At 73.3% G+C, this 24,008-nt stretch carries 19 protein-coding genes; 6 read left to right on the forward strand and 13 right to left on the reverse strand.

From position 1 onward, the window contains the following. The first annotated feature begins 243 nt into the window (after positions 1-243). Complete coding sequence (locus tag CP967_RS05025; protein WP_150486771.1) at positions 244-1,791, forward strand: peptidoglycan-binding protein; 1,548 nt, start codon at positions 244-246, stop codon at positions 1,789-1,791. A gap of 244 nt (positions 1,792-2,035) precedes the next feature. Continuing rightward, a complete protein-coding gene (locus tag CP967_RS33865) occupies positions 2,036-2,206 on the forward strand; it encodes a hypothetical protein (protein ID WP_167535332.1) in 171 nt (56 codons plus the stop codon). 221 nt (positions 2,207-2,427) lie between these two features. Here CP967_RS33865 and CP967_RS05030 read toward each other — a convergent pair whose 3' ends face one another. The 12 genes from CP967_RS05030 to CP967_RS05085 form a co-directional block, all read right to left on the reverse strand. Continuing rightward, entirely contained in the window at positions 2,428-3,183 is a 756-nt protein-coding gene (locus CP967_RS05030; protein WP_150486772.1) for an urease accessory protein UreD, read from the reverse strand. Then, positions 3,180-3,890: an urease accessory protein UreG gene (gene ureG, locus CP967_RS05035; RefSeq protein ID WP_150486773.1), complete on the reverse strand. Its 711-nt coding sequence runs from the start codon at positions 3,888-3,890 to the stop codon at positions 3,180-3,182. Before ureG ends, CP967_RS05030 begins: the two co-directional genes overlap by 4 nt. Beyond that, a complete protein-coding gene (locus CP967_RS05040; protein WP_150486774.1) occupies positions 3,883-4,548 on the reverse strand; it encodes an urease accessory protein UreF in 666 nt (221 codons plus the stop codon). The genes ureG and CP967_RS05040 overlap by 8 nt, the downstream gene beginning before the upstream one ends. Continuing rightward, entirely contained in the window at positions 4,548-6,275 is a 1,728-nt protein-coding gene (locus tag CP967_RS05045; protein WP_150486775.1) for an urease subunit alpha, read from the reverse strand. Before CP967_RS05045 ends, CP967_RS05040 begins: the two co-directional genes overlap by 1 nt. After that, positions 6,275-6,616: an urease subunit beta gene (gene ureB, locus CP967_RS05050; RefSeq protein ID WP_150486776.1), complete on the reverse strand. Its 342-nt coding sequence runs from the start codon at positions 6,614-6,616 to the stop codon at positions 6,275-6,277. Before ureB ends, CP967_RS05045 begins: the two co-directional genes overlap by 1 nt. After that, on the reverse strand, positions 6,613-6,915 hold the full coding sequence (locus CP967_RS05055) for an urease subunit gamma (protein WP_150486777.1): 303 nt from the start codon (positions 6,913-6,915) through the stop codon (positions 6,613-6,615). The genes ureB and CP967_RS05055 overlap by 4 nt, the downstream gene beginning before the upstream one ends. 262 nt (positions 6,916-7,177) lie before the next feature. Then, complete coding sequence (locus CP967_RS05060; RefSeq protein WP_229888383.1) at positions 7,178-10,825, reverse strand: S8 family serine peptidase; 3,648 nt, start codon at positions 10,823-10,825, stop codon at positions 7,178-7,180. A 197-nt stretch (positions 10,826-11,022) separates the two neighbouring features. Beyond that, positions 11,023-12,141, reverse strand: coding sequence for an XdhC family protein (locus CP967_RS05065; RefSeq protein ID WP_150486779.1), 1,119 nt, complete (start codon positions 12,139-12,141; stop codon positions 11,023-11,025). Between the two features lie 42 nt (positions 12,142-12,183). After that, positions 12,184-13,641, reverse strand: a complete 1,458-nt coding sequence (locus CP967_RS05070) for an NCS2 family permease (RefSeq protein WP_150486780.1) — start codon at positions 13,639-13,641, stop codon at positions 12,184-12,186. A 174-nt stretch (positions 13,642-13,815) separates the two neighbouring features. Continuing rightward, positions 13,816-16,245 carry a xanthine dehydrogenase family protein molybdopterin-binding subunit gene (locus tag CP967_RS05075; RefSeq protein WP_150486781.1) on the reverse strand — a complete coding sequence of 810 codons (2,430 nt, stop codon included), beginning with the start codon at positions 16,243-16,245 and terminating at the stop codon, positions 13,816-13,818. Further along, the gene (locus CP967_RS05080) at positions 16,242-16,823 is read right to left on the reverse strand and encodes a (2Fe-2S)-binding protein (protein ID WP_150486782.1); all 582 of its coding nucleotides are present in this window, start codon (positions 16,821-16,823) and stop codon (positions 16,242-16,244) included. The genes CP967_RS05075 and CP967_RS05080 overlap by 4 nt, the downstream gene beginning before the upstream one ends. Positions 16,824-16,825: 2 nt before the next feature. After that, complete coding sequence (locus CP967_RS05085) at positions 16,826-17,716, reverse strand: FAD binding domain-containing protein (RefSeq protein ID WP_150486783.1); 891 nt, start codon at positions 17,714-17,716, stop codon at positions 16,826-16,828. A gap of 362 nt (positions 17,717-18,078) precedes the next feature. On the opposite strand from CP967_RS05085, the gene CP967_RS05090 reads away from it, so the two are divergent. After that, positions 18,079-19,827: a PucR family transcriptional regulator ligand-binding domain-containing protein gene (locus CP967_RS05090; protein WP_150486784.1), complete on the forward strand. Its 1,749-nt coding sequence runs from the start codon at positions 18,079-18,081 to the stop codon at positions 19,825-19,827. A 217-nt stretch (positions 19,828-20,044) separates the two neighbouring features. Continuing rightward, positions 20,045-20,830 (forward strand): hypothetical protein, encoded by a 786-nt coding sequence (locus CP967_RS05095; protein WP_150486785.1) that lies wholly within the window; start codon positions 20,045-20,047, stop codon positions 20,828-20,830. A gap of 24 nt (positions 20,831-20,854) precedes the next feature. On the opposite strand, the gene CP967_RS05100 is transcribed toward CP967_RS05095, so the two are convergent. Beyond that, positions 20,855-21,631 carry a GntR family transcriptional regulator gene (locus tag CP967_RS05100; RefSeq protein ID WP_229888368.1) on the reverse strand — a complete coding sequence of 259 codons (777 nt, stop codon included), beginning with the start codon at positions 21,629-21,631 and terminating at the stop codon, positions 20,855-20,857. Positions 21,632-21,833: 202 nt separating this feature from the next. Between CP967_RS05100 and CP967_RS05105 the strand changes: the two genes are divergently transcribed. Beyond that, positions 21,834-22,679 carry a (2Fe-2S)-binding protein gene (locus tag CP967_RS05105; protein WP_150486787.1) on the forward strand — a complete coding sequence of 282 codons (846 nt, stop codon included), beginning with the start codon at positions 21,834-21,836 and terminating at the stop codon, positions 22,677-22,679. A gap of 227 nt (positions 22,680-22,906) precedes the next feature. Next, positions 22,907-23,992, forward strand: coding sequence for a DUF2637 domain-containing protein (locus CP967_RS05110; RefSeq protein WP_150486788.1), 1,086 nt, complete (start codon positions 22,907-22,909; stop codon positions 23,990-23,992). Positions 23,993-24,008 lie beyond the last annotated feature (16 nt).

A 24,008-nucleotide genomic window follows, 5' to 3' on the forward strand; every position in this document is an offset into this window, starting at 1 on the left:
CCGGGGGCCGCACCGCCGCGCGGCGGGGCGGCCCCCGAGCCGCACCCGCCACTCCCCCGGAAATTGACAGAGCGTCAGTTTTCATCAACTCCATTGGAGTGAAAGGGAGTTGAACACACCGAACACATCATTGTCATGCGCTAATCACATCGATAGCCTGTGCGAGCGTCACGGCCCTCGGCCCACCCCACCGGGTCCGGGGGCCTTGCTGTCCCCTCCACCCCCCACCCGACTGGAGCAGGTATGCCCCGACGTCCCGCAGGCCACACGGCAAGACGATCGGCGTTTCTGGCCGCCGCCGTCGTCACCGCCCTCGTCGCCACCGGCCACCCGGCCCCTGCCGCCCCGGCCGGCGCCCCCGGCCCGATGAACCAGGCCTTCGAACGGGCGGCCGAGCGATACGGCGTGCCCCGCGACCTGCTCGCCGCCGTCGGCTACGGCGAGACCCACCTGGACGGACACGCCGGACGCCCCAGCCAGGCGAACGGTTACGGCGTGATGCACCTGGCCGACAACCCCGAGAACCGCTCCCTGGAGAAGGCCGCCGAGCTGACCGGCAGGTCCAGGGCCGAGCTGCGGAAGGACACCGGCGCCAACATCCTGGGCGGCGCCGCCGTGCTGCGCGGCCACGCCGACGCGCTGGGGATGGACGCGGAGGACCGGGCGGACATCGACGCCTGGTACCCGGCGGTGGCCCGCTACAGCGGCGCGGACTCCCCGGTCGCCGCCCTGTACGCGGACACGGTGTACACCTTCCTGGCCCAGGGCTGGGCCACGACCGTCACCGGCGGCGAGCGCGTCTTCGTCACCTCCCGGCCGGTGTCCCCGCTCAAGGGCGACCAGGGTGCCGCCAGGGTCACGGCGCAGAGCCCCGACTACCCCTCGGCGCTCTGGGTCCCGGCCGACCCCGCGAACTACGCCACGGGGCGGACCGCGACGGTCGACAAGGTCGTCGTCCACGTCACCCAGGGCTCGTACGCCGGGACGATCAGCTGGTTCAGGAACCCCTCGTCCCAGGTCAGCTCCCACTACGTGGTCCGCTCCTCGGACGGCGAGATCACCCAGATGGTGCGCGACAAGGACACGGCGTGGCACGCCCGCAGCGCCAACGCCTCCTCACTGGGCATCGAGCACGAGGGCTGGGTCGACGACCCGTCGTGGTTCACGGACTCGATGTACCGGTCGTCGGCGGCCCTGACGGCGTACCTGTGCGACCGGTACGGCATCCCGAAGGACCGGTCGCACATCATCGGGCACAGCGAGGCACCGGGCAACGACCACACCGACCCGGGCGCCAACTGGAACTGGTCCTCCTACATGCGGCTCGTCGGGGGCAGTGACTCCGGCAGCGACGGCCTGACGTTCCCCTCGTACGCGGTGCAGCAGTCCGGCTCGACGGGCGCGCAGGTGCAGGCGGTCCAGCGGCTCCTCACCGACCAGGGTTACGAACCCGGCGCCGTGGACGGCGAGTTCGGGCCCGGCACCGAGGCCGCGGTACAGCGGTTCCAGACGGCGCGCGGACTCACCGCCGACGGGAAGGTCGGACCGAGGACCTGGACGGCGCTGCTCTCGGCCGGCACCACACCGACGCTGGTGACGGGCGCTTCGGGCGAGGCGGTGAAGCGGCTCCAGCGTGCGCTGACCGCCGCCCTCGGCACGACCGTGGCGGTGGACGGCGCGTTCGGGCCGGCCACGGACGCGGCGGTGCGCGGCTACCAGGAGGCCCGGGGCCTGGACGTGGACGGCAGCGTGGGCCCGGACACCTGGGGAGCCCTGCAGACCGGCCGCTGAGCCGCGGCAGGGCGGGGCGGCCGCCCGTCCGCCGTCTGGGCGGCGCCACCGGCCGCCGTGCGGTCGCGCGCGGCGCGCGTCCGGCGCGTGGGAGCCCCCCGCCCTCCCCGGCCCCGGTCCGGCGCCGTCCGCGCTCCGGAGTGCCCCGGCCGGGGCCGGCCGCGCCTTCCCGGGGGCGGGGCCGGCGGCTGATCCTGGGGCCTGTCCGGCACCGGGCCGGGCGGACGGCGAGGGGCGGGACGAAATGGCTCGTACGCAGCCGAAATGCGGGGCACTCACCCAGAAGGGCGCCCGCTGCGCGCGGCTGGCGATGCTGGGGGCCTCCCGGTGCGACCGGCACCGGGGCGACTGGTCGAAGTACACGGTGGAGCGGCGCAGGGCGCGGGAACGGGCGGCCCGGAACCGTCGCGGCTGACGGTCCGTGTGCCACGCGGACGGGCCCGCGGGCCGTCACGGGCGGGCGTCCGCGGGCCGTCACGGACGGCGGGGCCAGCCGCTCCTGTGGCGGCCGTGGCGCACGGCCCCGGGAGCGGGGGCGGGGGCGCGGGCCCCGGGAGCGGGGGCCCCGGGAGCGGGGGCGGGGGCGCGGGGCCGTGCGCCCCCGCACGGCCCGCGCGGGCCGTGTGGCCGCAGCGGTCACGGGGCCGCGGGGCCGCCGCCGTGGACGCCGGGTTCCCGCCAGCTCCGCCAGACGGCCGTCAGCTCCCGTTCCACGGCCGGTGCCCCGGTGGCGAGCAGCCGTACCTGCGCACCCGGGCCGGCGAGGTCCATGCGGGAGGGGTGCGGGGGGCCGCCGGGGTCGGCGCCGAGGGCGGTGACGGCGCCGATGACCCGGTGCGGGCCGAGGATGCCGGGGAGTTCGCGCAGGTCCGGGTCGGTGAGGTCCAGGTCCTCCACCAGCAGTTCGCGGCCGTCGTGGACGGCACGCGTCCTGGCCCGGATCCGGCCGCCGCGTTCGCCGGAGCGGCCCAGCACCAGGGTGTCGCGCCAGAGCATCCGGGCGCCCGGGGCCAGCGTCACGTCCATGTCGCGGGTCACGTCGGCCCCGGTGGACACCACGAACGGCTTCGAGTCCCAGGTGAGTTCACCGCCTTCGGCGATCTCCACCACGGCGTTCCAGGAGGAGCTGCCGCCCCGGTGGTCGTACGCGACCAGGCCGGCGGGTTCCCTGAGGTGCAGCCGGGCTCCCGGGCCGACGCTGATCCGGATGCGCAGGTCGTCACCGGCGAGCAGGCCCGCCGTGGTGCCGACCAGGGCGAGGTGCAGCCCGTCGGCGGACGGGGTCAGCGGGCGCGGGGCGAGGAAGGTGCCGGGGCTCAGGTCCCTCGCGACGTCCCGGCCGCCGCCGTCCCGGTGGACGGTGACGACGGTCGGTCCGCCGGCCGGGGTCACGGGTGCGGGTGGCTGTGGGGTGCCATCGGGCCCGGGTCGCTGGGGACGTGGCTGCCGGCCCGGTGGCGGGCCAGCACCGACCGCACCCAGTCCGCGAGCCGTGCGACGGAGTCCGTGTCGTGCTTGGACAGGGCGAGGACCGGAAGGCCGTCGCGTACGGAGGAGGCGTCGGCGACCATCCGCTCCACGTCGACCTCGACGTGGGGGGCGAGGTCGGTCTTGTTGATGACCAGCAGGTCGGCACCGGTGATGCCGGGGCCTCCCTTACGGGCCACGTCGCCGCCGCCCGCGACGTCGATGGCGAAGATCTGGGCGTCGGCGAGGGCCGGGCTGAAGGTGGCGGTGAGGTTGTCGCCGCCGCTCTCCACGAGCACCAGGTCCAGCGGGCCGTACGCCTCCTCCAGGTCCTCGACGGCGTCCAGGTTGGCGCTGACGTCGTCGCGGATCGCGGTGTGGGGGCAGGCGCCGGTCTCCACCGCGCGGATGCGTTCGGTGGGCAGGACGCCGGCGGAGCGCAGGAAGCGGGCGTCCTCGTCGGTGTAGATGTCGTTGGTGACGACCGCCATGGAGAGTTCTCCGGCCAGTTCGCGGCAGAGGGTCGCCAGGATGGAGCTCTTGCCGGTGCCGACGGGTCCGGCGACGCCGATGCGCAGGGCGCGGGGCTGGTTGAGGGGTGCGTGGAAGTGCTGGTTGTTCTGCTCAGGCAAGGAAGAGTCTCCGTTCGCTTCGTTCGTGGTCGAGTGCCCCCTGCTCGGTGAGCGGGGCGGTACGGGCGGGCAGGGTGTCCGGGGTGCGTACGGCGAGGGCGGTCCTCACCGCGTGTGCCGCGTCCGGTTCGGCGGCCAGGATCCAGGCGACCGAGTCGAGCGGGTCTCCGGGGAGCAGTTTCAGGGCCGCGGAGGTGATGGTCTGGAGTTCGTCGTAGACGACGGTGTACGCCAGGTCCTCCTCCGCCACGCCGAGCGCCGCCCCGAGCGCGCCGAGCGCCACCGGGCGCAGGGGTCTGGGCCGGACGTCCGCCAGGGCGAGGACCGCCGGGTGGTCCGGGGCGAGGCGCCGGGCGAGGCGGTGCACGCCCCGGCCGAGCGTGGTGGAGGCGGCCCGCAGCGGGGCCGCCGGGGTGCGGGCCTCCAGTGCCGTCTGGACCGGCCCGAAGTCCACCGGTTCCCGCCCGGCGGCCCGCAGGGCGAGGACGGCGGCGGCGGCCTCGGTGACGGCGGTGGTGTGCAGCCGGGCCCGCAGCAGGGCGGGGATCCGGTCGCGGGTGAGGCCCGCGGCGACGGCGGGTTCGAGTCCGGCGCTGTAGGTGTACGCGCCGACCGGGAGCCGGCCGTCGGCCAGGAGCAGGGGTCCGAGCGCGCCCATCAGAACATGCTGTACCGCTGGGCGAGCGGCAGTTCGGTGGCCGGGGCGGGTTCGACGAGTTCGCCGTCGATGCGGATCGCGAAGGTCTCGGGGTCCACGTCGATGGCGGGCAGCGCCGTGTTGTTCGGCAGGTCCGCCTTGGTCAGGTGGCGGGTGGGGCGCACGGCGACCAGCTCCCGTTCCAGGCCGAGCCGTTCGGCGAGGCCGTCCTCCAGGGCGGCCGGGGCGACGAAGCTCACCGACAGGCGGGCCGCCGCCCCGGCGGCGGCGGTGGGGCGCAGCAGGACGGGCTGGGTGGTGGGGATGGCCGCGTTGGCGTCGCCGAGCGGCGCGTGGACGACCATGCCGCCCTTGATGACGGCGGCGGGACGGATGCCGAAGAAGGCGGGGTCCCAGAGCACCAGGTCGGCCATCTTGCCGGGTTCGACGGAGCCGACGACATGGTCGATGCCATGGGCGACGGCCGGGCAGATGGTGTATTTGGCGACATAGCGGCGGGCGCGCGCGTTGTCGGCGGGGAGGGCGGGGCCGCCCGGGACCACTCCGGCCCCCGGGAGTACGCCGAACCGTTCCTTCATGACGTGGGCCACCTGCCAGGTCCGGCAGATGACCTCACCGATCCGCCCCATGGCCTGGGCGTCGGAGGAGGTGATGGAGAGGGCGCCGATGTCGTGCAGGACGTCCTCGGCGGCGATCGTGGTGGCGCGGATACGCGACTCGGCGAAGGCCAGGTCCTCGGGGACGCGCGGGTTGAGGTGGTGGCAGACCATCAGCATGTCGAGGTGTTCGGCGACGGTGTTGACGGTGTGCGGAAGCGTCGGGTTGGTGGACGCCGGGAGGATGTGGGGGTGCGAGGCGACGGTGATGATGTCGGGCGCGTGGCCGCCGCCGGCGCCCTCGGCGTGGAACACGTGGATGCCGCGTCCGCCGATCGCGTCGAGGGTGCCCTCGACGTAACCGGCCTCGTTGAGGCTGTCGGCGTGCAGGGCGACCTGGAGCCCGAAGGTGTCGGCGGCGCGCAGGGCGGCGTCGATCGCGGCGGGGGTGGCCCCCCAGTCCTCGTGGACCTTGTAGCCGCCGGCACCGCCGAGCGCGGCCTCGCGCAGGCCCTCCTCGCCGACGGTGGAGCCCTTGCCGAAGAGCATGACGTTGAGCGGGACCCGGTCCAGGGACCGGTGCATCATCGCGAGGTTCCACGCACCGGGGGTGACGGTGGTGGCCTTGGACCCTTCGGAGGCCCCGGTGCCGCCGCCGATGACGGTGGTGGTCCCGGTGGCGAGCGCCTCGTGGAGGGTCTCCGGCATCAGGAAGTGGACGTGGGTGTCGACGGCGCCGGCGGTGAGGATGCGGCCCTCGCCGGAGACGACGTCGGTGCCGGGGCCGATGACCAGGTCCGGGTGGACGCCGTCGCTGACGTCGGGGTTGCCGGAGCGGCCGAGGGCCACGATCCGGCCGGCGCGGACGCCGACGTCGGTCTTGACGACGCCCCAGTGGTCGAGGACGACGACGTTGGTGACGACGAGGTCCAGGGCGCCGCCGGCGCTCGGTGTGGTGGCCTGGGCCATCGACTCGCGGATGGACTTGCCGCCGCCGAAGACCGCTTCGTCGCCGCCGAAGCAGCGGTCCTCCTCCACCTCGATCCACAGGCCGGTGTCGGCGAGCCGGATGCGGTCACCGGCGGTCGGGCCGTAGAGCGCCGCGTAGGCGGCGCGGGTCAGCTGGGCCATCAGCCCTCTCCCGTCTCTTCGTCCTCGGTACGCGGGCTCCGGTACGGACGGGTACGCGGCACCAGGCCGGGCACCTCCCGCCGGCCGCCCAGGGCGACGAGCGCCACATCGGCGCCGACCCCCGGTTCGAAACGCAATGACGTTCCGGATGGAATGTCGAGGCGGAATCCTTCGGCGAGTACACGGTCGAAGGAAAGCGCGGGATTGGCGTCGGGCAGATGCAGGTGGGAGCCGATCTGAATGGGCCGGTCGCCTTTGTTGACGATGGTGACGTAACAGATCTCCCGGCCCGCATTGATCTCCAGAACTCCGGATCCGGTCCGGATCTCGCCGGGGATCACGGAATCGGGGAGGTGATCGTGACCAGCTTGCGCCCGTCGGGGAAGGTCGCCTCGACCTGGACGTCGTGCAGCATCTCGGGGATGCCTTCGAGCACGTCGGAGCGGGTGAGCACGGTACGTCCCGCGGTCATCAGCTCATGGACCGAAGCGCCTTCGCGAGCCCGCTCCAGCACCCAGCAGGAAAGCAGGGCGACGGCCTCGGGGTAATTGAGCAATACGCCGCGCTCCCGCCGGTCGCGGGCAACCATTCCCGCGACACTCAGCAGCAATTTCTCCGTGTCGGACGGAGTGAGAAACATGGGAAACCTCCATGGCGACATTTCCCGGAATCCCCGGAAGCGCCTGTGCCACGCTCCTCTTATAAGCCTCCGGACACGCCTCTGGCAACTCGCTCCGCACCGCAAAAAATCCCTTTCTGGGGTTATGACCCACCATATACGGGCGAAGTGGGCAAAATTTGATCTTCAAGAGCGCGTAAAAAGAGGTGGTCCCGCACCCCTGCGCGGGATGCGGGACCACCTCGACCAGGCGTTTCAGCCGGTCATCTCACAGCGGGTACCGTCACTTCAGGCCGAAGGCGCTGATGATCTCCTGCTCGACGGCCAGCCCGCCCGGTCCCTCGGCACGGGCCCTGAGCGAGACCGAGTCCGCGTGCCCGGGCGTCTTGAACTTCGCGGTCCACTCACCCGCGGCGCCCTTGCGCAGCTCCACCTCGCTCCAGGTGGCGCCCTCGTCGTAGCTGACCGACAGCGAGGCCCTCGTCGCCTTCACCACGCCGTCCAGCCACTCCTGGGTGCCGGAGGAGAGACCGATCTCGGTCTTCTTGCCGGCCTTGACGTCGCCCGCCAGGTCCGTGTCGACGTCGTAGTCGAGCTGGAGCAGCGGGATGTCCGCCCTCTGGGTGCCCTCGGGCAGGGCGCCGGAGACGAAGTCCCACGCGGTGTGCGTCCGCGTGGAGGTCTTCCAGGCGGCCTCGTCGCGCTCCGAGTCGACGACCAGGCGGTAGGGCAGGGCCTTCGCGGAGAGGTCCCAGGCGTAACCGGCCCGGCCCGCACCGTCCTTGATCAGGGTGTCGCCCTGGTAGAAGGCGTAGGAGGTGGTGTCGTACTCGTCGTCGGGCATGGCGCCGGAGTGGCCCTCGCCCGAGTCGGTCCAAGGGCTGATGTTGAACTGGACGTCGTTGTACGAGGTCCGGAACGGTCCCCAGTAGCCGGTGCCGAGCCGGGGCCGTGCCACCGGGGCGAACCAGTCGTCGCGGTAGGTCCGGCCGGCCGTGTAGTCCGTGTCGGTTCCGCGTACCTCCAGGGCGGTGCCGGAGCCGCCGGCACCGAGCACGGAGTGGTTCTCGTACCAGAAGGAGGCGCCGGGCAGCGGGGTGACCCACTCGGTACGGGTGCCCGGGAACTTCTCGTACTCGTCGAAGCCGACGCCCGGCCCGTACTCCGGGATGTCGTAGCGGTAGCCGGCGCCGAGCGCGTCCTGGTGGCCGTAGAAGGTGTTCTCCACCTTCGCCAGCTGCCGGGACGACGGGGCGAAGGACAGCGGGCGGTCCGGGACTGCACCGTCGTGGCGGTCCACCAGGTCGTAGACGTAGGAGGCGAACTTCTTCTGGTCGACGGAGAGCTTCTTGCCGCGCTGCGCCGCCTTGATCAGGGTCTCGCCCGCGGTCCTGCGCACCGAGGCGATCGGGATGGTGCTCTCCTCGCCGTAGGGCAGGTAGCTCTCCATCGCGACGCCGCGCCCGTCGTTGACGACGAAGAGCGCCCGGGCGCCGGCGGCCACCGCGTTGGCCAGCCGCTCGGCGGGTGTGACGGTCTCGCTGCGGGTGATCACGACGGCCTTGCCCTTGACGTCGAGGCCCTTGTAGCCGGCGGCGGCACCGTTGCCGGCGTAGGCGGCGGTCAGCTTGCGCTCGCTGTCCTCGGCGACGGCCGAGCCGCCCTGCACGGCGACGGGGATGTCCTTGCCGTCGGCGGTGAGGCCGATCAGTTCCTCGCCCTGGCGCCAGCGGGTGAGGAAGCTGAAGCTGCCTTCGGTGACCTTCTCCGTGGGGCTCGCCCACAGCTGGTCGTAGACCGGCGGGATCTGGTAGGCGTCGCGCTGGACGAAGCCGTCGGGCGAGACGCGCGCCATGTCGTACCGCAGCTGCCGGGTCTCGGTCTCCTTCGGGGTGCGCACGTCGATCTTGTGCGCCTTCGAGGCGTCGAGGGCGACGGTGGTGGAGCCGTCCAGCTTGATCTCGGGGGCCGAGAGGAAGGCCAGGCCCTGCGAGTCGGCGGTGTCCCCCTCGACGTCGGCGGCGCTCCAGGCGGTGTAGTTGCCCGGGGGCAGCCGCAGCGTGGTCTTCCCGGACACCGGGATGCCGGTGAGCTGCGGGTCGCCGAGCGCGCCGAAGACGATCTGTCCGTCCATCGGCTCGCCCGCGCGGTCGCGGAGTTCGAGCGTCAGGTCGTACAGCTCCTGCTCCTTCTGGAGGGCGAAGCCGGTGTGCGCGACGGTTTTCCCGGAGGAGTCGGTGGCGACGACCTGGCCGGAGAACCGGGTGTCGTTCGCGACCTTCGACGGGTCCAGGGTGAGGACGGCCTCGGCGGTGGAACCGGCCGGCACGGTCAGTGTGGGGGCCGACAGGGTGTAGGCCCCGGCGTCCGTGTCGGTGGCCAGGTTCAGCGTGACGTCCGTGTCACCGGTGTTGCGGTAGGTGATGGTGCGTTCGGCGGCCGGGTCCTCGGGGCTGTGCGGCCAGTCGTAGGCGGCGACCTCGACGGAGCCGGTGGCCTCGATCGTGGTGTCGATCGCCGCCTTCACGTCGAGCCGGCCGGTGCCCTGCTCGTACGGGGTGTAGGCGGGCAGTTCCCCGGAGGAGCTCATCAGCGCGTCCTTGATGCGCTGGCCCGGCCAGTCGGGGTGGCGCTGCTTCAGGATCGCGGCGGCGCCGGCGACGTGCGGGGTCGCCATCGAGGTGCCGTTCATCGACTGGTACATGCCCTCGATGCCGGGCACCGACTGCGAGGCGGCGGCGTTGATGCCGACGCCGGGCGCGGACAGGTCCGGCTTCAGGCCGTAGGAACGCACCAGCGGGCCCATGGAGGAGAAGTCGGCCCGGTTGTCGTCCTTGTCGACGGCGGCGACGGTGAGCGCCTTGTCCGCCGAGCCGGGCGAGCCGATGGTGCCGGCGCCGTAGGCGTTGCCCGCGGCGATGACGAACAGCGGACCGCCGTCGGCCGACAGGGCGTTGACCGCCTGCGCCATGGGGTCGGTGCCGTCGTCGGCCACCGGGGATCCGAGGCTCATGGAGACGATGTCGGCGCCTTCGGCCTTCGCCCACTCCATGGCCTCGATGATGCCCGAGTCGGCGCCCGATCCCCCGTCGCTCAGGACCTTTCCGACCATCAGGTCCGCCGCCGGGGCGACCCCCTTGTTGTCACCGCCGGAAGCGGCGCCGGAGCCGGCGATGGTGGAGGCGACGTGTGTGCCGTGGCCGTGCTTGTCGTCGACCTCCTCGCCGGGCACGAAGCTCCTGGCCGCGACGATCCGGTCCTTGACGTCCGGGTGGTCGACGTCGATCCCGGTGTCCAGGACCGCGACCTTGGTGCCCTCGCCGTCGAAGCCCTCGGCCCACGCCTGGGGGGCGTTGACCTGCGGCACGGATTCCTTGAGCAGGGCCTCGGAACGGCCGTCCAGCCAGAGCTTGGCGATGCCGTTGTCCAGCGAACGCGCCTTCGGCGTACGGGAGATGTCCTCCCAGAAGACGCGGGCGGTGTCCTTGCCCGCCGAGAGGGCGGCGCCGTGCACGGACTCCAGGGTGCGGACCTTCTTCGCACCGCGGGGGGCGGCGGGCAGCGACCTGGCTTTGCCCGCCGGGTAGGTGGCGATGAGGGGTATGCCGTCGGTGGCCTCGTCGGTGTAGCCCATCTTCACGAGGGCCGAGACGTTGAACAGGCGGCGGTCCAGCTTGCCGGCCGCGAGCAGCGCGGTCGCCTCGTCGGGCAGGACGAAGATCTCCTCGCCCGCCTGCTGGACGTGCACACCGCCGGTGGCGCCGTCGGGGCGGTCCACGGTCACGGTGTCCTGGGAGCCGGGCCCGTCCACGTAGTGCACGACGTCCCCGGTGACGAGGGTGACGTCATGGGTGCGTACGGAGGCCCCGGAACGGTCCTCGGCGGTGAGCGGCTGGGGGGCGGCGGTGGCGGACCCGGCGACGGGAAGCATCACACCGCTCACCAGGGCGACGGAGGTCGCCAGGAGCAGGGCTCTGCGTCCCGTACGGGCGGGTCGCGCCCGGCCGGAGCCGGAGGGGGAAAATGTCATGCAGCTGATCTATCGGTAAACCGGGGGCGGCAGACAGGTTCTCCCCTGGCGTGAAGCCGCCGTGGCGGCTACCCGCCTGACAGGCCCGGCCGGGCTGTTCAGACGGACTCGTGGTGGATCGGGGTATGCGCACCGGTCAGCGGCGCCCCACTGCCCCCGCGCCGCTCGGCGACGATCTCCGCGACGATCGACAGGGCGGTCTCCTCGGGCGTACGGGCGCCGAGGTCCAGGCCGATCGGCGAGTGCAGGGCGGCGAGCCGGTGTGCGCCCACCCCCGCCTCACGCAGGCGTGCCTCCCGTTCCAGGTGTGTGCGGCGGGAGCCCATCGCGCCGACGTATCCGACCGGCAGGCGCAGGGCCAGCTCCAGCAGCGGGATGTCGAACTTGGGGTCGTGGGTGAGGACGCAGAGCACCGTACGGGCGTCCACCTCGGTGGCGGCGAGGTAGCGGTGCGGCCAGTCGGTGACGACCTCGTCGGCTTCCGGAAAGCGGGCCTCGGTGGCGAAGACGGGCCGGGCGTCGCAGACGGTGACGCGGTAGCCGAGGAAGCGGCCGGCGCGCACCAGGGCGGCGGCGAAGTCGATGGCCCCGAAGACGATCATCCGGGGCGGCGGGACGCTCGACTCGACGAGCAGGGTGAGGGGGCTGCCGCAGCGGGAGCCCTCGGCGCCGATGGCGACCGGCCCGGTGCGGCCCGCGTCGAGCATGGCGCGGGCCTCGGCCGCGGCCGTCCGGTCCAGTTCGGGGTGTCCGCCGAGCCCGCCCTCGTACGTACCGTCGCCGTGGACGAGCAGGGGCCGGCCGAGCAGGTCGTCCGGTCCCTCCACGACCCTGGCCACCGCTGCCGCGACGCCTTCGGCGGCGGCGGTGAGGGCGGCGGTGAACACCGGGCGCGCGGGGTCGTCCGCGCGCACCGGGGTCACCAGGATGTCGATGACTCCTCCGCAGGTCAGACCGGCCGCGAAGGCGTCGTCGTCGCTGTAGCCGAAGCGCTCGCGCACGGTGGTCCCGTCCTCGATCGCCTGTCGGCACAGCTCGTACACCGCGCCCTCCACACACCCGCCGGAGACCGAGCCGACGGCCGTGCCGTCGCTGTCCACGGCGAGGGCGGCCCCCGGCTGCCGGGGGGCGCTGCCGCCGACGGCCACCACGGTGGCCACGGCGAACACACGTCCCTGCGCGGCCCACCGGTGGAGCTCCTCGGCGATGTCCAGCATGGCGTGGCTCCTTCTGACAGGGGTACGGGGGCGCGGCGGGCGTCAGCTGACGCCCAGCCAGCTCTCGATGGGGTGGAGGGCGAAGTAGACGGTGAAGACCAGTGTGAGGACCCACATGAAGGCGCCGACGTCACGGGCCCTGCCCTGGGCCAGCTTGATCGCGGAGTACGAGATGACGCCCGCGGCGACACCGGTGGTGATGGTGTACGTGAACGGCATCAGGACCACGGTCAGGAAGACCGGCACGGCGACGGAGCGGTCTGCCCAGTCCACGTGCCGGGCGTTCTGCATCATCATGGCGCCGATGACGACCAGGGCGGCCGAGGCGACCTCGGCCGGCACGATCGCCGTGAGCGGGGTGAAGAAGAGGCAGGCGGCGAAGAAGAGGCCGGTGACGACGGAGGCGAGCCCGGTGCGGGCGCCCTCGCCGACCCCGGTCGCCGACTCGACGAACACGGTCTGGCCGGAGCCCCCGGCCACGCCGCCGATCGCACCGCCCGCGCCGTCGATGAACAGCGCCTTCGACAGGCCCGGCATCCGGCCCTTGTCGTCCGCGAGTCCCGCCTCCGTGCCGACCCCGATGATGGTGGCCATCGCGTCGAAGAAGCCGGCCAGGACGAGCGTGAACACGATCATGCCGACGGTCATCACACCGACGTCGCCCCAGCCGCCGAACTCGACGTTCCCGAAGAGCGAAAAGTCCGGCGAGGAGACCGCGCCGCCGCTCAGCTCGGGCGGGCCGCTGCTCCACGCCCCGGGGTCGATGTCACCGACGGCGTTGACGACGGCCGCGGCCAGGGTGCCGGCGACGATCCCGATCAGGATCGCGCCGGGGACGCCGCGCGCCTGGAGCATGAAGATGAGCAGCAGGGTCACGGCGAAGACGAGGACGGGCCAGCCCGCCAGTTCGCCGGCGGGCCCGAGGGAGAGCGGGGTCGCCTCCCCCTTGTGGACGAAGCCCGCCTTGAACAGGCCGATGAGGGCGATGAAGAGCCCGATGCCGATGGTGATGCCGTGCTTCAGCGCGAGCGGGATCGCGTTCATGATCATCTCGCGGAGGCCGGTGACGACCAGGAGGCAGATCACCAGCCCGTAGACCACGCACATGCCCATGGCCTGGGGCCAGGTCATGGCGGGGGCGACCTGGGAGGCGAGCACCCCGGAGACGCTCAGCCCGGCGGCGAGCGCGAGCGGCACCTTGCCGGCGAAGCCCATGAGCAGGGTGGTGGCCGCCGCCGCGAGCGCGGTGGCGGTGATCAGCCCGGACCTGCCGAGCAGGTTCCCGTCGACGTCCTCGCCGCCCAGGATGAGCGGGTTGAGCAGGAGGATGTACGCCATGGCCATGAAGGTCGTGACGCCGCCGCGCACCTCGCGCGCGAGCGTCGATCCTCTTTCGGATATGTGGAAGTACCGGTCGGGCCAGGACCGTCCGGCGGGGACGCGCGGGCCGGGGCCCGCGTCCTCCGCGCTCGTCCCGGGTTCCACTGACTGCTGGGTCATGTTGCCTGACTCCCAAGGTTCACAGGGGCGCCCGCGTGAAGCTCTCGTGACCGCGGGACCCGGGATGACTGCGAGGCGCACGACCCGGGGGACGGCCCGAGGCGAACTGGTCTTGCGGGTGGGGCGGTGGTGCCCGTGGGCGGTGCGCGTACGGCGCGTACCGCCCACGGTCCGTCAGGCGCCGGTGATGTGCTCGGGGCGCACCGGTGTCCTGTCGAGTTCCAGCCCCGTCGCGTTCCGGATCGCCGCGAGGACGGCCGGGGTGGACGACAGGGTCGGGGCCTCGCCGATGCCGCGCAGCCCGTACGGGGCGTGGTCGTCGGCGAGTTCGAGCACATCGACCGGGATGGCCGGCGTGTCGAGGATGGTGGGGATCAGGTAGTCCGTGAAGGACGGGTTGCGTACCTTCGCGGTCTTCGGGTCGACGATGATCTCCTCCATGACGGCGATCCCCAGCCCCTGGGTGGTGCCGCCCTGGATCTGCCCCTCGACCGACAGCGGGTTGAGGGCCTTGCCGACGTCCTGGGCGCAGGCGAGCTCGACGACCTTGACCAGGCCGAGCTCGGTGTCGACCTCCACGACCGCGCGGTGCGCGGCGAAGGAGTACTGGACGTGGCCGTTGCCCTGCCCGGTGCGCAGGTCGAAGGGCTCGGTGGGCCGGTGGCGCCACTCCAGTTCGATGTCGACGGCTTCGTCCTGGAGGACCTCGGCGAGGGAGGCGAGCACCTCGCCGCCGTCGGTGACGACCTTGCCGCCCTCCAGGAGGAGTTCGGCGGTGGCCCAGGCGGGGTGGCAGGTGCCGAACCTGCGGCGGCCGATCTCCAGGACGCGCTCGCGGACGGCCTCGCAGGAGTGCTTCACGGCCCCGCCGGTGACATACGTCTGCCGGGAGGCGGAGGTGGAGCCGGCGGAGCCGACCCGGGTGTCCGCCGGCTGGATGGTGACCTGGCTGACCCCGAGTTCGGTACGGGCGATCTGGGCGTGGACGGTGACCCCGCCCTGTCCGACCTCGGCCATCGCGGTGTGCACGGTGGCGACGGGTTCGCCGCCCACGACCTCCATCCGCACCCGGGCGGTGGAGTAGTCGTCGAAGCCCTCGGAGAAGCCGACGTTCTTGAGGCCGACCGCGTAGCCGACACCGCGTACGACGCCTTCGCCGTGCGTGGTGTTGGAGAGCCCGCCGGGCAGGGCGCGTACGTCGACGGAGCTGCCCTCCGCGTCGGCCGAGAGCCACTGCCGTTCGGGCGGCAGGGGGCGGGCCTTGACGCGGCGCAGCAGTTCGGCGACCGGGGCCGGCGAGTCGACGCGCTGGCCGGTGGGCAGCAGGGTGCCCTGCTCCATGGCGTTGAGCCGGCGGAGCTCGACCGGGTGCATGTCCAGCGCGGCGGCCAGTTTGTCCATCTGCGCCTCGTAGGCGAAGCACGCCTGGACGGCGCCGAAGCCGCGCATGGCACCGCAGGGCGGGTTGTTGGAGTAGAGGGCGATCGCCTCGATGGCGACGTCGTCGACGGCGTACGGTCCGACCGCCAGCGAGGCGGCGTTGCCGACGACGGCCGGGGAGGCGGAGGCGTAGGCGCCGCCGTCCAGCACGATCCGGCACTTCATGTGCGTGAGCTTGCCGTCCTTGGTGGCGCCGTGCTCGTAGTGGAGCCTGGCCGGGTGCCGGTGGACGTGTCCGAAGAAGGACTCGAAGCGGTTGTAGACCATCTTGACGGGCTTGCCGGTGCGCAGCGCCAGCAGGCAGGCGTGGATCTGCATCGACAGGTCCTCGCGGCCCCCGAAGGCGCCGCCGACGCCGGAGAGGGTCATACGGACCTTGTCCTCGGGCAGGCCGAGGACGGGGGCGATCTGGCGGAGGTCGGAGTGCAGCCACTGGGTGGCGACGTACAGCTCGACACCGCCGTCCTCGGACGGCACGGCGAGGCCGGACTCCGGGCCGAGGAAGGCCTGGTCCTGCATGCCGAAGACGTAGTCGCCGGTGACGACGACGTCGGCGCGCCGGGCGGCGGCGTCCGCGTCGCCGCGGACGACGGGCTGGCGGTGGACGATGTTGGGGTGCGGGACGTGGGCGATGTGGTGGTCGGTGCGGCCCTCGTGGACCAGGACCGCGCCGGGTGCGGTCGCGGACGCCTCGTCCGTGACGAGGGGCAGTTCGGCGTAGTCGATCCTGATCTTCGCGGCGGCGCGGCGCGCCGTCTCGGGATGGTCCGCGGCGACCAGGGCGACCGGTTCGCCGTGGTGGCGGACCTTGCCGTGGGCGAGGGCGGGCGTGTCCTGGATCTCCAGGCCGTAGTTCTTCGTCGCGGCGGGCAGGTCCTCGTAGGTCAGCACGGCGTGGACACCGGGCGTGGCGAGGGCCTCGCCGATGTCGATCGACCGGATCTCGGCGTGCGCGACGGTGGAGCGCAGCGTGTGGCCCCACAGCATGTCCTCGTGCCACATGTCCGAGGAGTACGCGAACTCGCCGGTGACCTTGAGGACGCCGTCGGGGCGCAGCGTGGACTCGCCGATGCCCCCGCTGGTCCCCGATCCCTGGGTGAGCGTGGTGGGGACGCCGGCCGGGACGGACGCGGTGGCGGCTCGCGGGCGCGGTGCCGTGGTCATCGGGCCGCCTCTTCCTGCCGGGCGGCCGCGAGGCGGACCGCGTCGAGGATCTTCTCGTAGCCGGTGCAGCGGCAGAGGTTGCCGGAGAGCGCCTCGCGGATGTCCTGGTCGGACGGGGAGGGGTGGCTCTCCAGCAGTTCGTCGGCGGCGACCAGCAGGCCGGGGGTGCAGAAACCGCACTGCACCGCGCCCGCGTCGACGAACGCCTGCTGGACCGGGGAGAGTTCGCCGGCCTCGGCGCTCTGACCGTCCCCGGGTGCGCCGGCCGTCGCGCCGGCGGCGCAGGAGCGGGTGGCGCAGCCGGCGCCGGGGTGCGCGCTCTCGCGGTGGCGGGCGTAGTCGGCGAGGCCCTCGACGGTGACGACCTCGCGGCCCTCGGCCTGTCCGGCGGCGACGAGGCAGGAGCAGACCGGGACGCCGTCCAGGCGGACCGTGCAGGAGCCGCACTCGCCCTGTTCGCAGGCGTTCTTGGAGCCGGGCAGCCCCATCCGCTCCCGCAGGACGTAGAGCAGGGACTCTCCCTCCCAGACGTCGTCGACCTGCTGCTCGCGGCCGTTGACCGTGACGTTGACTCGCATGATCAGGCGGCTCCTTCGAGGGTGCGGCCCGTGGAGCGGTACTGCTCCCAGGTCCAGGTCAGCGTGCGGCGCGCCATGACGCCGACGGCGTGCCGGCGGTAGGCGGCGGTGCCGCGTACGTCGTCGATGGGGTTGCAGGCGCCCGCGGCGAGCTGGGCGAACTGCCTGGCCACGGACGGGGTGATGATCTTCCCGTTGTCCCAGAACCCGCCCTCCTCCAGCGCGGCGGCCAGGAACTCCTCGGCCGCGGTGGCCCGTACGGGCGTGGGCGCGGCCGAGCCGATGCCGGTGCGCACGGTCCGGGTCCGCGGGTGCAGGGCGAGGCCGAACGCGCAGACGGCGATGACCATGGCGTTGCGGGTGCCGACCTTGGAGTACTGCTGCGGTCCGTCGGCCTTCCTGATGTGCACGGCGCGGATCAGTTCGTCCTCGGCGAGGGCGTTGCGCTTGACGCCGGTGTAGAAGTCGTCGATGGGGATCATCCGGGTGCCGCGCACGGACGCGGCCTCGACCTCCGCGCCCGCGGCGAGCAGCGCCGGGTGGGCGTCCCCCGCGGGTGAGGCGGTGCCCAGATTGCCGCCGACCCCGCCGCGGTTGCGGATCTGGGGCGAGGCGACGGTGTGCGAGGCGAGCGCCAGGCCGGGCAGTTCGGCGCGCAGGTTCTCCATGATCGCGCTGTAGGGCACCGAGGCCCCCAGGCGTACGGTGTCCTGCCCCGTCTCCCACGCGGAGAGTTCGCCGATGCGGTTCAGGTCCAGGAGGTACTCGGGCCGCCGGTGGTCGAAGTTGATCTCGACCATCACATCGGTGCCCCCTGCGATGGGCACGGCCGTCGGATGCTCGGCCTTGGCGGCGAGCGCCTCCTCCCAGCTGGCGGGGCGAAGGAAGTCCATGCGCGGCTCTCTTCTTCTCGGTCGGGACGTTCGGGCGCCGGGATCCGGGCCGGGGCCCGGCGGGCGGGCCCCGTGGCCGGGATCTGCGGCCGGGGCGGGGGACGGCCGGCCCTCGGAATCGTTCTTGTGTTGTTCACGCGGCGTGTGGCCCAGTACACAAGGCTTGCTCCAGTCGGTGCAGTCACCGAAACCATGAAGGAATTCGCTGGTCGACCTCGTCGTCTTGTAGATTCGAACGAATGGCGGATGCCGGTAACCTCTCCGCAATCCACAGGTATCAGCCATCACCCCCGCACCACCTGAACCACGGTCCGAACCACCGGCGAACCACTCCCCACGAAGAAGAACGGCGGCTAACGACGATGCGGCTGCGCGCCCTCCTGGACACCGATGCGCTGGGCCTGCGGCTGCTCGGCGGCGAGGACGAGCTGGACCGGGCGGTCCAGGGCGTCATGACGACCGACCTGCGCGACCCCAGTCGCTACCTCTCCGGTGGCGAACTGGTGCTCACGGGGCTCGCCTGGCGCCGGGACGCCGCCGACTCCGAGCCGTTCGTACGGATCCTGGTGGCCGCCCAGGTCGCCGGGCTGGCGGCCGGCGAGGCGGAACTCGGTCCGGTGCCGGCCGATCTGATCGAGGCGTGCCGCCGTCACCGGCTGCCGCTCTTCGCGGTCAGTGAGACCGTCGCCTTCGCGACGATCACCGAGCACGTGGTGCGCCAGGTCTCCGGTGAGCGGGCCGGTGACCTGGCCGCCGTCGTGGACCGCCACCGCCGGCTGATGACCTCGGGTCCGGCGGGCGGCGGCCCCGACGTGGTCCTCGACCTGCTCACCACCGACCTGGACCTGCGGGCCTGGGTCCTGTCCCCCACCGGCCGGCAGATCGCGGGGTCCGGCCGGCCGCTGCCCGCCCCGGTGGGCGCGGCGCTGGCCGGGCAGCACCTCGCGGCGGCCCGCGCGGGCCGTCCCGGCCCGCACCGGGCGGAGGCGGAGGGCACCACCTACTCGCTGTTCCCGGTACGCGGTGAACGCGGCACCCTGCCCCCGGCGCCCCAGGACGCCCGCGCGGCGGCGCTCTCCGACTGGCTGCTGGCGGTAGAAGCGGATGCCGGGGACTGGCCGGCGGCCCGGCTGGACCTGCTCCAGGGCGTCACCCAGCTGATCGCGGTGGAACGCGACCGCCGCGACGCCGCCCGCACGGTACGCCGCCGGCTCGCCCAGGAGGTCCTGGAGCTGGTGCAGACGGGCGCGGCCCCGGCGGAGATCTCGGGCAGGCTGCGGGTGGCCGCTCCGGTCCTGCTGCCCGGCCTCGGCTCGGCACCGCACTGGCAGGTGGTCGTGGCCAAGGTCGAATGGGCGTCCCAGGAGGACGGCGGCCGGGAGTCCGGGGCCAACGGCGGCGAGGCCGCCCAGGCGGTGCTGGAGGAGATCCTGGCCGGCCCGTCGGCGGCCGGCTTCGACCCGGCGGAGCGGATCGCCGTCGCGCACACGGGCGGCGAGGCCATCGCGCTCGTCCCGCTCGCCGCGGAGGGCGCCTCCCGCGGCCCCCTGGACACCGCGCCGCGGGAGGCGGCGGCACCGGGCGCCGCGGCGGCGGACCCGGCGCAGGGGGACGCCGCGCTGCACGCCGGGGCGCTGCTCGACTCCGTCCGGGGTCCGCTGGCCGCCGGGCTCGGTGAGGACGGCCGCCTGACACTGGGTGTCAGCGCCGCCGTGCACTCCGCGGAGGGGCTGCGCGGCGCCCTGGAGGAGGCCCGGCACGCCCGCCGGGTCGCCGCGGCCCGGCCGGGCCGGGTCTGCGCGGCCGGCCACCACGAACTGGCCTCCCACGTCCTGCTGCTGCCCTTCGTGCCCGACGACGTGCGCCGCGCGTTCACCGCGCGGCTGCTGGACCCGCTCCGCGACTACGACCGGCGCCACCGCGCGGAACTGATCGAGACCCTTGAGGCGTTCCTGGACTGCGACGGCTCCTGGACCCGCTGCGCGGCCCGGCTGCACCTCCACGTCAACACACTGCGCTATCGCGTCGGACGTATCGAGCAGTTGACGGGACGTGACCTTTCCCGGCTGGAGGACAAGCTCGATTTCTTCCTCGCCCTGCGTATGAGCTGAGCGTTCGGCGATATCACGGCCCCGCGCCGGTCCGGGCGATTGTGAAATTTTTCACCTGACATCGATCCCGCCTCTTGGCCCGGCGTGCCAATCCGTGCTGAGATGCGCGCAGACCCGGAAACCGTGGCCCGGCTCACACAGGGGTCCCGGGGGACGGGTGGCAGCTTCTCAACAGCTCGATGGCGCGCTCGGGGAGGGCAATGTGGCGCATACCGCCATGTCTGGTTCCGGAACGACAGCAGATGACGATCCGCCGCTCCAGACCGCGGTATGGCGGCTGCGCTCACGCGCCTGCTGGACCGACGCGGCGGCGCTGCTCGAACCCCACGCGGCCACCGATCCCGCCCTCGCCCTCCAGCGCACCGCCCTGCTGACCGAGCGGTGCCTTTACACGGGCACGGGCTGGACCGACGCGGACGAGGCGCTGCGTACGGCCGAGGCGCTCGCCCACGACGACACCGGACGCGGGGCGGCCGCCTGTGAGCGCGGCTACCTGGCGTACGCCTCCACCCTGCTCGGCGCGCGCGACCGGGCCGACGAGGCGAGCGTGGCGCTGAGCCGGGCGGCGGCCCTGCTCCCTCCGTCGGCCCCCGGGCGTGCGCTGCTGTACTTCCGCCGGGGGCTGATCGCCCAGAACCTGGCCGGGGCACCGCAGTCGGCGCGGGCCGCCTACACCAGGGCGCACGCCGGGGCCCTGGACCAGCGGGACACGCTGCTGCTCTCCTTCACCTGGCGGCAGCTGGCCTCGCTGGCCTTCCAGGAAGGCGATCTGGCCCAGGCCCGGCACGGGTTCGCGCAGTCGCTGCGGATAAGGGAGGAGCTGGGCTATCTCGTCGGTACGGCCCCCGCGCTGATCTCGCTCGCCGACACGGAGACGGAGCCCGCGGAGGCGGCCCGGCTGCGGGCCGAGGCGGGCCGTCTCTTCCGTCTGCTGGGCGGGGTGCCGACCTGGCTGGCCCCTCATCTGGAACCGCCGGACCCGCACACCGCCGAAGCCAACTGACCCGGGCACGGGCCCGTGCGGGCCTCAGCCCTCCGCGCCGCCGAAGTGGTCGCGCACCAGCGTCCGGACGGCGGTCAGGTCGCCGGCGACGAGCGCGTCCAGCAGCGCGGTGTGCTCAAAGGCGTCGGCCACCAGGTCCGCCCGCCGTCCGGCCGGGCCGCCGGCCGGCCACTGGGAGCGGCGGTGAAGGGCGTCCGCGACCGCCAGGAGCTGTTCGTTGCCCGAGAGGGCGAGGACGGAGCGGTGGAAGGCGCGGTCGCGCTCGGCGTAGCCCGCCAGGTCCCCGGTGGCGGCCGCCTCGACCGTGGCCTCGGCCATCGGGCGCAGGGTGTCCCACCGGCCGGACGGGACGGTACGGGCGAGCCGCAGCATCACGGGGACCTCGATCAGCGCGCGCACCTCGGCCAGTTCGGCCAGCTCACGGGGGCCGCGTTCGCTGACCCGGAACCCCCGGTTCGGTAGGACCTCGACCGCGCCTTCGAGGGCCAGCTGCTGCATCGCCTCGCGCACCGGGGTGGCGGAGACGCCGAGGCGGGCGCCGAGCGCGGGTGCGGAGTAGACCTCACCGGGGGTCAGCTCGCCCTCGACCAGGGCGGCCCGCAGGGCGTCCAGGACCTGGCCGCGCACCGAGTGGCGGCGCACGGCGCCGGACGCCGCACGGGGCGCGGGCGGCTCGCCGTGGGCGTGCTCGCCGCGCGCCTGTCCGGGCACCCGGCCACTCGCCCGGTCCGGCCCGGGCGAGTGGCCGGCGAGGACGCGCGCCGGCGTGGCGGCGTCCCCTCGCGTTCCGGCCTGCTCCACCGGTACCTCCTCGATCGTGTCCGCACGCTTCCCGTCCGCCCGCGGGCCGGGACGTCGCGGGCCCGATCCGGCCCTGCCGGGACCGGCTCGCGTGCCTCCGGTCCCCTGTGCACGATAGGCGGAGCGGCCCTCAGTTCAAACACCGGTCGATTCGGGTAAGGTAAGGCTTACCTGTAAACGATCGCGATTCGGTGGTCCCTGCATGGCCGTCCCCGCACTCCTCGCCGCCGCCCCGTCCCCTGTGGCACCGGCCTACGCGCGCCTGACCGAGGTCTTCCCCGGGCTCCGCGCCGAGGTACTCGCCGACGACGCCGGCGCACCCTCGGACAGCGGCTGGGTGAGCGCGTCCGGCCTCGCCGCGGGCGGCGCCGCCCTGGACGCCTTCCTGGCCTTCGACGAGGCCCAGGTGCTCCGGGACTACGGCACCCGGGCCCGCCCGGACGTGGTGGCCAGCTTCGGCCTCCACCGTTACGCCTGGCCGGCCTGCCTGCTGGTGACCGTGCCGTGGTTCCTGGACCGGCGCGTCCCCCGCATCCCGGCGGAAGGCGTCTTCTTCCACCGGGCGCTGGGCCGCCTCGCCGTGCGGACCCCCTCTTTCGCCTGCCTGCCCGACGACCCCGCGGCGGCGCTGCCCGGCGCCCGGGTGGTGCCCGACGAGGCCGCCCTGCGGTCCGAGGCGCTCGCCGCCGTCGCGGAGCACCTCGGACCGGTGCTGGACGGCTTCGGGCCCCGGATGCGCCGCGGCAGGCGGGCGCTCTGGGGCATGGCGACCGACGAGGTGGTCGAGGGCCTCTGGTACATCGCCCATCTGCTCGGCGAGGAACGCCGCGCGATGGCCGAGCTGGAGCTGCTGCTGCCCGGCACCGTCAAGCCGTACGTGGGCACCGCCGGCTTCCGCGAACTGACCGGCCCGAACGGCGAGTCGCTGCCCACCCGCGACCGGGCGAGCTGCTGCCTCTTCTACACCCTGCGGCCCGAGGACACCTGTGTGACGTGCCCCCGCACCTGCGACGCCGAGCGCGTCCGGAAACTGACGCCCGCCCCCTGAACCAGCGGTCCGCCCGCCCGGCCGGCCGGCGGCTCACGCCGCCCTGCCGGGTGACATCGACTCGAACACAACACGGTTGACTCGTTCGGAAGTTCGAGAAGATTCCGCCCATCGGTACAGGGAATCACCACGATGGCGTTCACTTACCCCGAAAGTCCCTGAGCGAGGCGGTCTCTTCCGTCACGATGGCGCCCGAAAAGCCCTTCCGTGACAACAAGGAACCGCGCATGAGACTGACCGACATATCGCTTGACTGGCTGCTTCCGGGCGCCGTGCTGCTCGTAGGGGTCATGGCGGCGGTGACGGTGGTCGCGCGCGGCAGGCGCGCCGCTGAGAAGGCCGCGGCCGACGACAGCTGGGAACGGAGCGAGGAGCGCCGCAGACGCAAGGAGGCGCTGTACGCCACCGCTTCGTACGTTCTGCTGTTCTGCTGTGCCGCGGTCGCCGCCGCCCTCTCCTTCCACGGGCTCGTCGGCTTCGGCCGGCAGAATCTGAGCCTCTCCGGGGGCTGGGAGTACCTCGTGCCCTTCGGGCTCGACGGGGCCGCGATGTTCTGCTCGGTGCTCGCCGTCCGGGAGGCCAGCCACGGGGACGCCGCTCTGGGGTCCCGCCTGCTGGTGTGGACCTTCGCGGGCGCCGCGGCCTGGTTCAACTGGGTGCACGCACCGCGCGGCCTGGACCACGCGGGCGCCCCGCACTTCTTCGCGGGGATGTCGCTCTCGGCCGCGGTGCTCTTCGACCGCGCGCTGAAGCAGACCCGCCGTGCGGCGCTGCGCGAACAGGGCCTGGTACCCCGTCCGTTGCCGCAGATCCGTATCGTCCGGTGGCTGCGGGCCCCCCGGGAGACCTTCGGTGCCTGGTCGCTGATGCTCCTGGAGGGCGTACGCACCCTCGACGAGGCGGTCGACGAGGTGCGTGAGGACCGCAGGGAGAAGGAGCAGGACCGGCACCGCCGACGGGACCGGGCGAAGCTGGAGCGTGCCCGCATCAAGGCCCTCAACCGGCAGAACCGGGCCTGGGGCCGCGGCGGGCGCGGCGGACGCCAGGTCGAGGTGCAGCAGGCCATCGCGCCTCCGTCCGGCGGCACACCGGCCATAGCGGAGCCGGCCATAGCGGAGCCGGGACAGCTGCCCCTGCGCCCCCGGCCGTCCCTGCAAGCCGTGAACGGCCCCGACTCCAGAAGCACTTCGGCCCGGGGGGCGGGTGGTGACCCCGTGACCGTCGACCTCACCGCCGAGGACGACACCCAGACCCTGCCCCGGCTCGACTCGCTGGAGCAGAAACTGAAGGATCTGGAGCAGCAGTTCGGCTGAGAGTCCATGTCCCGCG

This window comes from Streptomyces nitrosporeus (genome assembly GCF_008704555.1).
In the GTDB taxonomy this organism is placed as follows: Bacteria; Actinomycetota; Actinomycetes; order Streptomycetales; family Streptomycetaceae; genus Streptomyces; species Streptomyces nitrosporeus.